Consider the following 14,086-nt stretch of genomic DNA (forward strand, 5'->3'; position numbering starts at 1 on the left):
GTACGCGCAGAGGCGGCCACCGGAAGATCCGATGGCCGCCTCCGGCGTGGTGCGGCGGATGCTACTCGCAGGTGCCCGCGAACGTCGCGCGAGTCACCACGTCCGTCGCCGCGGCCGTGGTGTCCAGCCAGGCGATGCGCTGTCCGTCACCGAGCGACGGCGCCAACTGCGCACCGGAGGAGCAGGACACGGAGCGGAAGTTCTTCAGCCCTGCCAGCATGTCCGCCGTCGTCGAGACGTTGATCTTTGTCGGACCGTTCCAGACGCCGAGAGCGGCCCAGGCGTCGTACGTCGAGTAGGCGAAGTACTCGTCGCTGACCGAGAACTGGGCCGAGGACAGGCTCGTCGGGAAGGCCAGGTTCTTCATCTGGGTCACGTCGGCGGCCGGCGTCGATCCGATGTTGTCCAGCGGGATCAGGAACCCGCCGCTCACGCGGTAGAAGACCCGGCCCGCGGCAATCTGGACGTCCGAGATCCTGTTGAACAGGAAGCCGGAGATCCGCTTGTTCTGGGTCGTCCCCGTGGCGATGTCGTGGACGTACAGGTACGTCCCGTCGACGCCGGCCCAGGCGATGGTGCCCTTCTTCATTGCGAGGCGCGCGGCCTTGGTACCCGCCTCGGGCGTCACGTTGACCGTAGTGCCGTCGGCCTTCCGGAGCATCACGTCCTGCTCGCCGTCGGCGGTCGTGCTGATGTACGCGAGGGCGCCGTTCTCGGTGACCGGCTCGGTCTCGCCGGCGTCCGGGGAGTCCACCAGTCTCTTGATCGCACCCTGCCCGTTGGCACCCGCCCGGTAGATGCCGACACTGTCGGCGGAGATCCGGGTGAAGACGACCCGCTCGTCGTCGAGGGACGGGTCCATCAAGTAGGCGTTCCGCTGTGCCAGTTCATGCTGGGGCTTCTTGCCGAAGCGGCCGACCGTGATGCCGAACGCGGCGCCACCCCTGTCCCAGGCGATCGCGTCACCATGACCGATGGCGTAGACATCGCCGCTGATCAGGGCGGCCTGCTCGTCGATTCCGCTGTAGACCTCGTAGGCGGGCAGGACGTCGGCGCTGATGGTGGTGCCGTCATGGGTGCCGGACCTGTGCTCCCATCCCTGCTCGATGCCATGGTCGTCGAAGGCCCGGCCGATGGCGTCGAGCTGGGCCCGGGAAACCTTCAGGGACTTCGCGGCGAGTGTGACCGCGTTGCGCATGTCGGTGAAGCCGGACAGCGGGGTGAGGTAGTTCTGCGTCGCACGGTAGGTGATCCGGTCGGCGAGATCGGCACCGATGCTCTTGCGGATGTCCCACAGCGCGCCACCGACGATGGTGGAGTTGGAGTGCACACCGCCGTTGTCGAAGTCGAGCGTCATGAGCTCGTAGTCCGTCTGCGCGTTGCGGCCGTCGTTGAGGTCGCGCAGCGCGCACTCCTCCAGAGGCACAGTGCCGTTGCAGAGGTACTCGCCGACGAGGCCGGACGTCGGATCGCTCATCGCGACACCCTTGTCGGCGGTTTCCATGGCGTTGCCGAAGTAGTCGGAGATCGCCTCGTTGAGGGCGCCCGACTGGTTCAGGTAGACGAGTCCGGCGGAGTGTTCGGTGACGCCGTGGGTCATCTCGTGGCCCACCACGTCCAGGCCCACGGACAGCGGCACGCCCTTCATATGGCCGTAGACCATCATCGAGCCGTCCCAGAAGGCGTTGGCGTAGTCCCTCCCGTTGCTCGCGACGTTGACAACGGAGTGGATCGTGCCGCCCTTGCCGTCGATGCCGTCACGGCCGAGCTCGCCCTTGAGGTACTCGTAGACCTTCGCCGCGTTCAGGTGCGCGTCGACCGCACCGGAGGAGGTTGCTGCCGTCGAACCGGTCACTCCCGGAGGTCGCCGGCTTGATGTCCTCGGAGACCGGGCCGCCCGCCACCAGCAAGTAGCTCTTGCGCTCGGCGTCGTACGCGCGTATCTGGCCGCCGGTCCGCGCGCACATGGCCCGGGTGGAGTCGACGAGCGTGTACGAGCCGTTTGTCTCCTTGTTGACGTTCAGCTCCGCCTCGGAGCCGTCCGCGCGCACGCCCGTACCCTTGGCCGGCGCGACGTCCGCGGCGTCGATGTTGTTGTACGAGAGGGCGATGCCGCCGATGTTCGCGTCGACGTACACCTCCTGGCGCACCGGACTGCCGTCCGCCTCGGCACCCGTGACGGTGAAGTGCCAGGCCAGCGTGCCCCCTCGGGCGTCCGGCAGGACGATCAGGCCATGGCCCTCGGTCCTGGCGCCCTTGACCCGCGAGAGCTTCCCGTCGAGGGAGAACATCCGCTTCTCCGCGGCGGCCTCGGAAACGCTCGGCGTGGTGGGGACCGACAGGTCCGTGAACAAGGTGCCTGTGGCGGACGTGACGCTCTGGCCTCCGTCCGCCGCCTCGGTCTGCACGGCATACGCCGCGCCGAAAACAGGCACCCCGTTGTGCTTCTGCCGGAAGCGGACGGACGACTGCTTGCCGTCCTTGCTGGTGCTTTCGGTCTGAAGGTCCGTCACCGGAACCTTGTACGTGTCCTGGTGAGCCTTCAGGTGCGCCCGTGCGGCCTGTGCCGGCGTACCCTCGCGGACCGTGTCGTCAAGACGCTGAGTCATCGCAGGGGCGACCGGCACCCCGTCAGCGGCCGTGGCCGTGGCCGGCAGTGCTTCCTCTTCGGCCCATGCCGGCGACATCAACGGCAACGATCCGGTGGCCGCCGCGACGACCACTGCCGCGGCCACAAGCCGGCGAAGCCGGCCTTCACTTCTCGAGAACACGCAAGCCCTCCCCTAGTGCACAGGTGCATGAACTCGCCCCGCTGCGTGGGGTACGGGGGGTTCATGCCTTCGGTGCCCCAGATGCTTCGGCATGATCGGTGGGGGGTACAAGAGATGCCTCGAGGCGTGAAACCGCCGAGGCGTAAATACGCCTCAGACGGCGCCGTTTACACACTGCTTCGGGTTGGATTGCGCTTCCGCACCATCCATCCAGCCGCTGCGCGCCGTATGCCAGCCGAGCTGGAAGCGGGTGGTCGCACCCACCTCGACCATGAGGGACTGCAGGCGACGCTGGACGGTGCGGTGCCCCATGCCGAGTTGGCGGGCGATGGCCAGGTGAGTCCCACGTACAGCAGGGAGACGATCTGGCGGTCCACAGCGTCGAGTCCGGGTCCCTCGGCGTGCCCGGCCCGGGAGTCGGCGCCGGAGGGAAGCAGGCGCCAGCCCCTGAGGAAGTGCGCTTCGAAGAGAGAGGTGAGTGCCGTGAGCAGCCCGGTACCGTGCACGACCAGCGCGACCGGATCGACGCCGTCCCGCTCGGGGGCGAGCGGCAGCAAGGCGATCCGCCGGTCGACGATGATCAGTTTGATGGGCAACTCGTCGACGACGGAGATGAGCTGGCCCTGGGCGGCGTAGGCGGTGACGGCCGCCGCAGTTCCCGGATGCGCGAGCCAATCCCGCTCGATGACGCCCCGGATGGCGACGCCGCGCCGGATCAGTACGTCCTCGATCTCGTCGTGGTTGTCCTCGTAGGTGATCACCTCGTGGACCTCCAGCGGGATCAAGCTGCACACCTCGACGGTGGCCTGATCCTGCAGCAGCAGAAGCCTGCGCCGGATCGCCGCAGCCCCCGACAGCACCTCGATCGGCGCTCCGGAAGCATGAGCCTGGGCGGCACGGTGCCGTTCGGCGAGGGTCGTCACGAGCGATTCGACGCGGTGCAGGGCCGCTCGCCGGGTTTCCAGCAGCGGCCCGAGAGCGAGCACCGGGGACGAGGCCCGGTAGTGAAGAACGGCGTCACCGGCTGATCGGACGCTGGCGAGACCGCGATCGACAAGGACGTCGAGGGCGCGTGCCACGTCGTCGGCGCACCCCGTCGACTCCCCTGCGAGCTCACCGGGTTCGCTGTCGGGCCGGTCGACGAGGAGCCGGTACACGGCGTCCTCCATCGGCTCCAGACCAAGGAGCATGAGCAGGGATGCCTCTGCCACGTCCGGCGCGGCGTGGGGACCGTCCGACGGGCGAGGGCGGTCGGCGCTCAGTGCCGGCCCTCGACGCAGTGACACCGCGAAACACCGGCCCTGCGAAACCGATCCACGTCGCCGTACCGGAGCGACCCGGACCCTCCTCCACCCTTGGCCACCCGTCCCCGCCCTCTTGTCGTCGTGCGGCTGTCGCCGAGGTGATCACACTATCCAGCCGGCCCGGCGGGCGGAACCACGGCTTCCAGGGCGGCCCGAAGGGCGTTCCGGTGCGCCCGGCGTCTCTTCTCCTCGGGAATGTGTCGCACGGAGCGACATGGGGATGAGCGGCCGAAACCGGAGCAGACGAGAAGCACGGGCCGGACGCACTGCATCGGTTCGCCGAGACAGTCGACTTCTTGTGGTGGTGAGATGAACACGGACCCGCTTCCGCCGGTAGTGGTGATACTCCCGGACGGTCAGCAGCTCAACGGCCTTCTCCACGCGCGGCTGCAGACGCAGCGAGCCTGCATGTACCAGGTCGGACTGCCCATGTGGCAGGCGACGGCCGATGAGTGGGTGGAACCGACCCAGTACGTGGTCTGGGTTCCCGCCGACCATGTCCGGCTCCTCACGGGCGTCTCGTATGAGGACGTACTCGCCCGAGGACCGGAGCCGGGCGCACAAGCGCCGCCACACGCCATGCAGGCGACGCAGGCCACACAGGTGACGGGTGCGACTGGTGCGACGGATGCGGGGCAGGCCTCAGGCGCCCCCGTGGCCGCAGGAACGTGGCGGATCCAGCGGTTGCCCCGTGAGCGCGGCCGTCCGGGGTGGAACGTGATGCACGTCCACGACTGCGAGGACGCGGACGACGGCGACATCCTCGACGTCGGCCAGGCGTTGGACGTGGTCCGGCAGCCGGGCACGCGGGTGTGTACGAAGTGCGCGGCCGCCGAAACACTCCCGCCCCTGATGTAGCCGCCCAGTCGGCGGCGGGGAACTGCGGCAGCGGCTCGCTGCACTGCGCCGCGTGTGTGACGTTCGGCCCTTGCGACGCGTCCTCGGACGGCCGGCCCGGGTCCGGGTCAGCGCGCTGTGTGCACCGCTCGACCGCCGGCGATGCCGACGCTCATGCGGGCGGGTCCGCGGGCAGGTCGGCGAGGATGCCCTTGAGCAGGCCGGTGGCTTGGCCCACCTCGATGAGGTAGCCGTCCGGGTCGCGCATGTAGCAGCGGATCTCCGCCTTGCGGTCGATGGGCTCGGTGAGGAAGTCGGCGCCCTTGCTGCGGGCTCGGGCATGGAACGCGGCGATGTCGGCGACGCGCACGTTCAGGAACGAGGAGACCGGGTCACCGGGCTCCGGTGCCCGCAGGGTGATGCCGGGTTTGTCGGGGGTGGGGCCGCCCCCGGGGTTCATGATGATCCAGGTGTTGGCGACCTTGACGATGCACGGATTCTCCTCGAGCACGACCTGTCCGCCGAGGATGTCGGCGTAGAAGGCGCGTGAGCGGGGCACGTCGGAGACGGTCAGGAAGTGCGTCACCAGCAGCCCCGTCTCCGGTGTGGGCAGATCGTCGGCGTTCATCACACCATCTTCGAATGGGCGGATGCCGTCCGCCACCGCGGCCGGCCGGGTCCAGGGCATGAGCCCCGGGACGAGCAGCACCCGCCGGCCACCGCGCCGCGTACAGCGGACAAGGTGGCCGCCCCTCTCACCACGTGTCGACGAACGGGCGGCGCTTGCCCGTGGCCGCGCGCCGTTCGGGGACCCAGCCGTCCAGCGCCGACACCACCCAGGCGCGCGAGTCCGCCGGGTCGATCACCGCGTCGATCTCCAGCGCGGCGGCCGCGTTGACCGCCTTGCCCTGCTCGTACAGTTCCGCGACCCGCTTGTCGAAGACCCGCTCACGCTCCTGCGGATCCTCGATCGCCTCCAGCTCCCTGCGGTAACCGAGCCGCACCGCACCTTCCAGTCCCATGCCGCCCAGTTCTCCGCTCGGCCAGGCAGCGGTGGCCAGCGGGGCGCGGGTGGAGCCGCCCATCATGGCCATCGCGCCGAGGCCGTACGCCTTGCGCAGGATCAGGCAGACCAGTGGCACGGCGAGGTTGGCGCCGGTGACGAACAGCCGGGAGAAGTGCCGGACCGTCGCGGTCCGTTCGGCGTCGGGGCCGACCATGAAGCCCGGGGTGTCGCAGAGCGAGACGACGGGCAGGGCGAAGGCGTCGCACAGCTGGAGGAAGCGTGCCGTCTTGTCGGCAGCGTCGCGGTCGATGGCCCCGCCCAGGTGCTGTGGATTGTTGGCGATCAGCCCCATCGGCCGGCCCTCGATCCGGACCAGCGCGGTGATGATCCCGGTACCGAATCCGGCGCGCAGCTCCAGTACGGAATCGAGGTCCGCGAGCCCTTCGACAGCCGCCCGCACGTCGTAGGCACGCCGCCGGTTCTCCGGGACCGTGTGGCGCAGCAGCCGCCCGTCCGGCGCCTCCCAGTCGTCCTGCGGACCACCGAAGTACGACAGGTACTGCCGGGCGAGGCGCACCGCCTCCGCCTCGTCCGCGGCGGCGATGTCCACGACGCCGCCCGGCACGTGCACGGAGAGCGGTCCGACCTCTTCGGGCCGGTAGGTGCCGAGCCCGCCGCCTTCGATCATCGCCGGGCCGCCCATGCCGATGGTGGCTTCCGGGGTCGCGATCACCACGTCGCAGCAGCCGAGGAGTGCGGCGTTCCCCGCGAAGCAGCGGCCCGACGCGATGCCTACCAGCGGCACGAGTCCGCTCAGCCGGCCCATCTGGTGGAACGTCGTCACATCGAGGCCGGCGACCGCGGTGGTGTCCGTGTCTCCGGGGCGTCCGCCACCGCCCTCGGCGAACAGCACGACAGGAAGTCCGCGCTGCTCGGCGACGGACAGCATCCGGTCCGTCTTACGGTGGTTGTGATGGCCCTGGGTGCCCGCGAGCACGGTGTAGTCGTACGACATGGCCACGCACGGCCGACCGCCCACGGTGCCGGTACCGGTGACCATTCCGTCCGCGGGTGTGGACACGATCAGGTCCTCCAGCGAGCGCCGGCGTCGTTGCGCGGCGATGGCCAGGGCTCCGAACTCGGTGAAGGAGCCCGCGTCGCAGAGGTCCTCGATGTTCTCGCGGGCGGTGCGGCGGCCGATCCGGTGCCGCTTGGCCACGGCCTCCGGCCGGTTCGCGTCCAGGCCGATGTCACGGCGGCGGAGCGCTTCGGCGAGATCGGGCCTGATGGCGTCGAGATCCGCGTCCGCCGTTTGCAGCCCGTCGTCCGTCTGCTCGTCCAGCGTCTCGACGACGAGCAGAGGGCTGCCCTCGGTCACCGTGTCGCCCACTGCCGCCCGGACGGCCCGTACGGTACCGGCCGACGGTGCCCGCACGACATGTTCCATCTTCATGGCCTCGACGACGAGGAGCAGTTGGCCCGCCCGCACGTCGTCGCCCGCGGCGACGTCCACCGAGACGACCGTGCCGCTCATCGGCGCGCCGAGCACCCCCTGCGCGGCGTCCGGGGAATCGGTGCGTTCCTCGGGCAGTCCCGCCGTGAGCGCGGCGAGCCGATCGGCCACGAACGCGGTGTCCGTGCCCCCGGCCGTGAAGTCGGGGTCGGCCAGTACCGCGCGCAGCAGCGGCAGCCCGGTCCGTACGCCCTCCACCGCGAACTCGCCCAGCGCACGCCCGGCCCGGTCGCACGCCGACGCGAAGTCCGGTGCGCGGACGATCACCTTGGCGAGCAGCGAGTCGTACCGCACTCCGATTTCCAGCCCCGCCCGAGCCGCTGTGTCCACCCGCACGCCACGGCCGGTCGGCACGTCGAACCGGGTCAGCATGCCGGTCGAAGGGCGTACCGTTCCGTCCGGGCCGGTCACCTCCGCGTTCACCCGGGCCTGGAGCGCGTAGCCGCGCGGGGGCTGCGGCGGGCCCGACAGGCCGAGCGACGCGAGCGACTCGCCCGCCGCGAGACGCAGTTGGGCTGCGACCAGATCGATGCCGGTCACCTCCTCGGTGACCGTGTGCTCCACCTGCAGGCGCGGATTGGCCTCGATGAAGTGGAACGGGGCTTCGTCGCCACCCGGTTGCCCGTCCCTCCGGGATCCGGGCCCGCCGGGGACCAGGAACTCGAAGGTGCCCAGACCTGTGTATCCCACGTCCTGGGCCATACGCAGCGAGGCGTCGATCAGGCGGTCGCGCAGCGCGGGATCCAGTGCGGGTGCGGGAGCGATCTCGACCAGCTTCTGGTGGCGGCGCTGGGTGCTGCAGTCCCGCTCCCACAGGTGCGTCACCGCCCCGCTCGCGTCCCCCAGCACCTGCACCTCGATGTGGCGGGCGCCCTCCGACAACCGCTCGACATACAGCTCGTCCCGCCCGAAGCCCTGCAGCGCTTCCGACCGGCAGCGCTCCCATGCGTCGTCGAGCTCCGAAGCGTCCCGCACCGCCCTCATACCGCGCCCGCCGCCCCCGCCGACGGCCTTCACCATCACCGCGCCGCCGGGGCCGAGACCGGTCAGGAACTCCCGTGCCTCGTCGAGCGTCGTCGCCCCGTGCGTACCCGCGAGCACCGGCACTCCCAGGCGCAGCGCCAGCGCCCGGGCGCGCGCCTTGTCGCCGAAGAGGCCGAGCACCTCGGCGGACGGCCCGACGAAGCCGATTCCTGCCTCCTCGCACCGGGACGCGAACCCCGCGTCCTCGCTCAGGAAGCCGTAGCCCGGGTGGACCATGGTGCACGCTGCTCGCCTCGCGACGGCCAGCACCGCCGCCGCGTCCAGATGGGCCGCCGCTCCCGTGCCCGGCAACAGGTGTGCCTCATCGGCCAGTTGGACGTGGAGTGCGCCCGCGTCGTCCTCGGCGTACACCGCGACGGTGCGCAGGCCCGCCTCGGCGGCGGCCCGCACGACGCGTACGGCGATCTCCCCCCGGTTGGCGACGAGTACGGCATCCGACCCCATCAGCAAGCCCTCCAGTCGTACGGTCCCGCCAGCGTCATTGACATTGGCGTCAACGTCAATAGGCTCGCCCCGTGGAAGGCGATCAGGAACGCGGGCAGGAACGCGGCGGGGCACGCAGGCAGGAACCCTGGGCGACCAGGACCGCACGGGACAGAACCGACACCCCGGCGCAGGGCCGGCTGCTGGACGCCGCCGAGACCGTGTTCGCACGGCGCGGCTACGGCCCGGCGACCATCGCCGACATCACCGCCGAGGCCGACCTCTCACGGGCCAGCTTCTACGTGTACTTCGCCTCCAAGGAAGAGATCTTCCGGGTGCTCGCCAAGCGGGTACGGGACGCCTTCCTCACCGCGCAGGACGTCCCGGGCGTCGATCACACGGACACCGAAGCCGTCGCCCGCGCCTCCACCGCCGCGTTCATCCGCGCCTATGCGCGCCATCTGCCGCTGCTGCGCCTGCTCGAACTGCAGGCACAGTCGGACGACGGCGTACGCGCCCTGTGGGACGAGATCCAGGAGCGGCCGGTCCGTCGCTCCGCCCGCCACATCCGCCGCCTGATGGCCGAAGGCACGGCGCACCCGCCCGCCGCTCCCCTCGCCGTGGCACGCGCGGTCGGCGGCATGAGCATCCAGTTCGCCCGCCTCGTCGCCGAACGGCCCGAGGCCTACGACGACGCGGTCAGCGACGTCACCGCCATGTACCTGCACCTGCTCGGAGTGAAGTCCCAACGCGAGGAGTAGTGAACCAGCAGTGAGCCGCACCATGACGATCGAGGAACACGTTGCCGACCTGCGTGCCCGTCAGGCGAAGGCCAGAACACGCCGGCAGCCGGACGCGGCAGTCCACCCGGCGGAACGGCTGACCGTCCCCGCCCATGTACGGCGGTGGGCGGAACGGACCCCCGACAAGCCCGCCCTCGTGTTCGAAGGCACGGAGCTGACGTACCGGGAGCTCGATTCCCGGACCGACCGGCTGGCCGGAAGGCTGCACTCGCTCGGCGTGCGCGAGGGCGACCGGGTCGCCGTACACCTTCCGAACTCGCCGCACTTCGTCGTCGCGATGCTCGCCGTGCTGCGCCTCGGCGCCGTCCACGTCCCGGTCAATCCGATGTTCCGGGCAGCCGAACTGCGTCATGAACTCCGCGATGCGGGACCGGAGATCGTCATCACGCAGGAGCAACTGCTGCCGGTGCTGGACGAGGTGCGGGCCGACACGTCCGTACGCGACGTGCTGCTGACCCGCGACTGGGAACAGATCCTGGACCACGCTCCGCTCGGCCGGATCGCCGACGACCTCGACGCGCTCGCCGCCCTCAACTACACCGGCGGCACCACGGGTATGCCCAAGGGGTGCGAGCACACACAGCGCCACATGGTCTACACGGCCACCGCCATCCAGAGCGGCATGCCGGGCGCACGGGACGGCATCGTCTCCCTCTGCTTCCTGCCCGTCTTCTGGATCGCCGGCGAGAACCTCGGCGTTCTCGCCCCGCTGGTCTCCGGCGGCACGAGCGTCCTGCTCCCCCGGTGGAACGCCGAAGCCGTCCTCGCCGCCATCGAGACGTACCGTGTCACGACCATGGCGGGGACCGTCGAGAACTACCTCGAACTCCTCGGCATACTCGAATCCGACGACCGCCCGCGCCCCGACCTCAGCAGCCTCACCGCCCCGCTCACCGTCTCCTTCATCCGCCGCCTCACCCCGGACGTCCGGGACCGCTGGCGTCGGGCCGCCGGAGAGGCGAGCGTGCTCCGTGAGGCGTCGTACGGGATGACCGAGACGCACACCAGCGACACCAACACCGTCGGCTTCCAGGACGAGAACCACGACCTGCTCGCCGAACCGGTCTTCTGCGGACTGCCCGTGCCCGGCACCGACTTCATGATCGTCGACTTCGCCACCGGCGAGCCGCTCCCGCTCGGCGAGCGCGGGGAGATCGTCGTCCGCGGCCCGTCCGTCCTCACCCGCTACTGGCAGTCGCCCGAGGCCACCGCCGCCGCCCTGCGCGACGGCTGGCTGCACACCGGGGACATCGGCAGCCTCGACGAGGAAGGCTGTCTGCACTACCTCGGCCGCGACAAGGACATGATCAAGGTCAACGGGATGAGCGTGTTCCCCACCGAGGTCGAGACGCTCCTCGCCCAGCACCCCGAGGTACTCGCCGCCGCCGTGGTCGCCGTCGACGACGAGCAGCGCGGCCAGCGGCCCTACGCGTACGTCCGCGCGGCCCCCGGCAGCACACTGACCGCACAGACCCTGCACGAGTGGGCTGCGCGGGCCATGGCCGGATACAAGGTCCCCGGGATCGAGTTCGTGGAAGCCTTCCCGATGACGGCCACCGGCAAGATCAGAAAAACCGAACTGACCGAGCGGGCCCGAACCCGCACGGCAGCCACCCGGTCGCGGCCCGCGCCATGACGTCGTCGCAACTCCGGGGCGCTCAGGCGCCCATGGACGCGCGCCGGATCGCGTCGAGGGTGCGCGTCACGTCGTCGTCGGTCGTCGACCAGTTGCTCACCGAGATACGCATGACGCGACGGCCGTGCCAGGTGGAGCCGCTGATCCACGCCGTGCCCTCGTCGAGCAGCCGGGTGAGCACCCGTTCCGTGCGATCGTCGTTGCCGAACTCGGCGCAGACCTGGGTGAACACCACGTCGTTGAGAACCCTCGCGCCCTCGATCCCGGCGATTCCGGCGGCGAACGCGGAGGCGTGTCGGCACAGCCGCTCGACGAGGTCGGCGACACCTGACCGACCGAGGGACCTGAGGGCGGCCCACACGGTGAAGGCTCTGCCGCGCCGGGAGAGTTCGGGAACCTTGTCGATGGGGTCGCCGTGTTCGGCCTGGATGAGGTAGTCGCCCTGCAGGCCCATCGCCGCCCGGAGCGCGAACGGGTCGCGCACGATGGCAAGGCCGCAGTCGTAGGGGACGTTCAGGGTCTTGTGGGCATCGGTCGCCCAGGAGTCGGCCCGTTCGCAGCCCACCGTCAGGTGTGCGTAAGCCGGGGAGGCGGCCGCCCACAGTCCGAAGGCGCCGTCGATGTGCACCCAGGCGTTCGCCTCGCGCGCGATGCGGATCGTCTCGACGAAGGGATCGAAGGCGCCGGAGTGGATGTCTCCGGCCTGGAGGATCACGATCGTGGGACCCTCCCCGCCGGCCGCCAGGGCGTTCCGCAGGGCCGTGGGCTCGATGCGTCCCTGGTCGTCCGCCTTCACCAGCTCGGGCCTGCCGAGCCCGAGGTAGCGCAGCGCCAGGTCAATGGCCATGTGGCGGTGCTCGCCGGCGACGACGTGTACGGCCGGCCCACCGACGAGTCCGTCGCGGGCGACGTTCCAGCCGGCGCGCCCCAGCACCGCGTCGCGCCCGGCGGCGAGGCAGGTGAAGTTCGCCATCGTGGCGCCTGTGGTGAAGCCGACGGCGCTCTCGCTCGGCAGGCCGAGCAGATCGAGCAACCACGCGCCTGCGATGTCTTCCGCCGCCGTGTAGGCGGGTGTCACGGCGCGCATCACACAGTTCTGGTCCCAGGCACTGACCAGCCAGTCCGCAGCCAGCGCGGCCGGTTCGGTGCCGCCGACCACGAACCCGTAGAAGCGGCCGCTGGGAAACGCGGTGAGACCGGGCTCGCAGGCCGTGACCAGCAGGTCCACCACATCGGCAGGCGTGCTCGGCCCCTCGGGCAGTTCGACACCGAGCGCGCGCACGGTCTCGTCGACCGAAGCGCGGGCGGGAACCGGGCGATCGGACAGGCTCGCCAGCCAGCGGACGGCATGGCCGTATGCCTGTCGGAGCGCCGACTCGCGCGCGTCCATACCTCGGACTATGAGACCGTCGCCGCCGCCGCGCAAGCCACGACTGACGGTCCTCCCGGACACAACCGGGTCCGCCACGGGACCCGAAGCCGTCATGTGGCCGGCCGGACAGCCGAGGTCACGAGTCTGCTCGCGCCCGACCGCTGAGCGGCGTTCCTTGATCCTTCTCGGTGGCAACGGCGGAGGCGGAGAGGAGCGTCGCACCGGCGAGGCTGCCCCAGAGGGCGGCCGGGCCGTGGGGTGCGAGAGCGGTGATGACCGCCGGGGAGACGGCGAGGCCGAAGCCCGTGGAGAGCTCGAAGCGGGCGAGGGTGCGTCCCAGAACACGGGCCGGGGCGAGGACGGTGACGAGCGCGGTGGCGCTGCCGGCATAGATGATCTCGCCGATGGTGCAGACCACGGACACCGCGGCGACGGCCGGGGCAGCCCAGCCGTGTCCCAGTGAGGTGGCGGCGAGGAAGCCGAGGTAGGACGCGCCGAGCACCACGCCGGCCAGAGCCAGCACGGTCCGCCGGGAGAAGCGGGACATCAGGACGGTGAGCGGAACCTGCAGGGTGACCACCAGCACCGTGTTGGCCACGAAGATGGCTGCCGACCACACCGGGGATGCGTTCAACTGTGTCACCAGGACCAGCGGGAGCGCGATTTCGGGGACGTTGAGGCAGAAGACGTAGATCACGTTGGCGGCCAGCAGCCCGCGCATTCGAGGTGCGGGCTCGTCGTCCGTGTCCTTGGCCGGGGCAGCTGCCGGGTGCGCGTCTACGTGGACCGACCATGCCAGGGCCGCCGCAGTGAGATAGGCGAGCCCGGTGACGGCTGCCAGCGCCTGCAACGCGGTGGCGCCGCCCGCCAGGCAGGCGGTGGCGAGGAGCGCGCCCACGCCCAGGCCGGCGTTGCGCAGGGCGCGGCCTGCCGCGAGAGCCGTGTCGCGTTCCCGGCCGTGGGCGATCGTGGCCACGAGAGCTGCGTGGGCGGCCGGCCATGCCTGGTTGCCGATGCCGAGGAAGAGCGCCGCCGTCGCGAACAGCCAGACGTTCCCCGCCGGAGTGGCCAGCAGCAGCGCCACGCCCAGCACGCGCACCAGCATCGACGCTGCCACGACGGTGCTGCGTGCGCCCCGGTCCAGCCATCGGCCCACTGCGGGCATGCACACCAGACCCACGACGATGCCGACCGTCATGGCGATGCCGGTGGCCGGTGCTGACAGCCTCAGCACCATCACCCCGTAGAGCAGCAGAAAGGGGCGCAGCATGCCGGTGCCGAGCGCGTCCACGGCCAGGGCGACGGCGTAGCGGGGGCCTCCGGAGGCACGGACGAGGGCGCGGGGCCGGATCTTGGTGGTGGTTGGCATGGCGTCAA

At 70.7% G+C, this 14,086-nt stretch carries 10 protein-coding genes; 3 read left to right on the forward strand and 7 right to left on the reverse strand.

From position 1 onward, the window contains the following. Positions 1-61 precede the first annotated feature (61 nt). The 3 genes from AC067Z_RS29695 to AC067Z_RS29705 form a co-directional block, all read right to left on the reverse strand. Positions 62-1,855, reverse strand: coding sequence for a M4 family metallopeptidase (locus AC067Z_RS29695; protein ID WP_478792716.1), 1,794 nt, complete (start codon positions 1,853-1,855; stop codon positions 62-64). Beyond that, positions 1,758-2,771 carry a hypothetical protein gene (locus AC067Z_RS29700; RefSeq protein WP_478792717.1) on the reverse strand — a complete coding sequence of 338 codons (1,014 nt, stop codon included), beginning with the start codon at positions 2,769-2,771 and terminating at the stop codon, positions 1,758-1,760. Before AC067Z_RS29700 ends, AC067Z_RS29695 begins: the two co-directional genes overlap by 98 nt. 167 nt (positions 2,772-2,938) lie before the next feature. Beyond that, positions 2,939-3,982 carry a TrmB family transcriptional regulator gene (locus tag AC067Z_RS29705; RefSeq protein ID WP_478792718.1) on the reverse strand — a complete coding sequence of 348 codons (1,044 nt, stop codon included), beginning with the start codon at positions 3,980-3,982 and terminating at the stop codon, positions 2,939-2,941. Between the two features lie 402 nt (positions 3,983-4,384). Between AC067Z_RS29705 and AC067Z_RS29710 the strand changes: the two genes are divergently transcribed. Further along, the gene (locus AC067Z_RS29710; protein ID WP_478792719.1) at positions 4,385-4,933 is read left to right on the forward strand and encodes a DUF6233 domain-containing protein; all 549 of its coding nucleotides are present in this window, start codon (positions 4,385-4,387) and stop codon (positions 4,931-4,933) included. 151 nt (positions 4,934-5,084) lie between these two features. On the opposite strand, the gene AC067Z_RS29715 is transcribed toward AC067Z_RS29710, so the two are convergent. Both AC067Z_RS29715 and AC067Z_RS29720 read right to left on the reverse strand, forming a co-directional pair. Continuing rightward, positions 5,085-5,540 (reverse strand): VOC family protein, encoded by a 456-nt coding sequence (locus AC067Z_RS29715; protein ID WP_478792720.1) that lies wholly within the window; start codon positions 5,538-5,540, stop codon positions 5,085-5,087. Between the two features lie 127 nt (positions 5,541-5,667). Continuing rightward, positions 5,668-8,919 carry an acetyl-CoA carboxylase family protein gene (locus AC067Z_RS29720; protein ID WP_478792721.1) on the reverse strand — a complete coding sequence of 1,084 codons (3,252 nt, stop codon included), beginning with the start codon at positions 8,917-8,919 and terminating at the stop codon, positions 5,668-5,670. Between the two features lie 71 nt (positions 8,920-8,990). Between AC067Z_RS29720 and AC067Z_RS29725 the strand changes: the two genes are divergently transcribed. Beyond that, the gene (locus tag AC067Z_RS29725) at positions 8,991-9,659 is read left to right on the forward strand and encodes a TetR/AcrR family transcriptional regulator (protein ID WP_478792722.1); all 669 of its coding nucleotides are present in this window, start codon (positions 8,991-8,993) and stop codon (positions 9,657-9,659) included. A gap of 22 nt (positions 9,660-9,681) precedes the next feature. After that, a complete protein-coding gene (locus tag AC067Z_RS29730) occupies positions 9,682-11,337 on the forward strand; it encodes an AMP-binding protein (RefSeq protein WP_478792723.1) in 1,656 nt (551 codons plus the stop codon). 22 nt (positions 11,338-11,359) lie between these two features. Here AC067Z_RS29730 and AC067Z_RS29735 read toward each other — a convergent pair whose 3' ends face one another. Both AC067Z_RS29735 and AC067Z_RS29740 read right to left on the reverse strand, forming a co-directional pair. Next, a complete protein-coding gene (locus AC067Z_RS29735; protein WP_478792724.1) occupies positions 11,360-12,727 on the reverse strand; it encodes a pyridoxal phosphate-dependent decarboxylase family protein in 1,368 nt (455 codons plus the stop codon). A 118-nt stretch (positions 12,728-12,845) separates the two neighbouring features. After that, positions 12,846-14,078, reverse strand: a complete 1,233-nt coding sequence (locus tag AC067Z_RS29740) for an MFS transporter (protein ID WP_478792725.1) — start codon at positions 14,076-14,078, stop codon at positions 12,846-12,848. Positions 14,079-14,086: the final 8 nt, after the last annotated feature.

This window comes from Streptomyces sp. NPDC043812, from assembly GCF_056436245.1.

Bases quoted from the DNA above. Each gene is read 5' to 3' on its own strand.
- AC067Z_RS29710 (WP_478792719.1), top strand. From the start codon at position 4,385: ATGAACACGGACCCGCTTCCGCCGGTAGTGGTGATACTCCCGGACGGT.
- AC067Z_RS29715 (WP_478792720.1), bottom strand. From the start codon at position 5,540: ATGAACGCCGACGATCTGCCCACACCGGAGACGGGGCTGCTGGTGACG.
- AC067Z_RS29720 (WP_478792721.1), bottom strand. From the start codon at position 8,919: ATGGGGTCGGATGCCGTACTCGTCGCCAACCGGGGGGAGATCGCCGTA.
- AC067Z_RS29730 (WP_478792723.1), top strand. From the start codon at position 9,682: ATGACGATCGAGGAACACGTTGCCGACCTGCGTGCCCGTCAGGCGAAG.
- AC067Z_RS29735 (WP_478792724.1), bottom strand. From the start codon at position 12,727: ATGGACGCGCGCGAGTCGGCGCTCCGACAGGCATACGGCCATGCCGTC.
- AC067Z_RS29740 (WP_478792725.1), bottom strand. From the start codon at position 14,078: ATGCCAACCACCACCAAGATCCGGCCCCGCGCCCTCGTCCGTGCCTCC.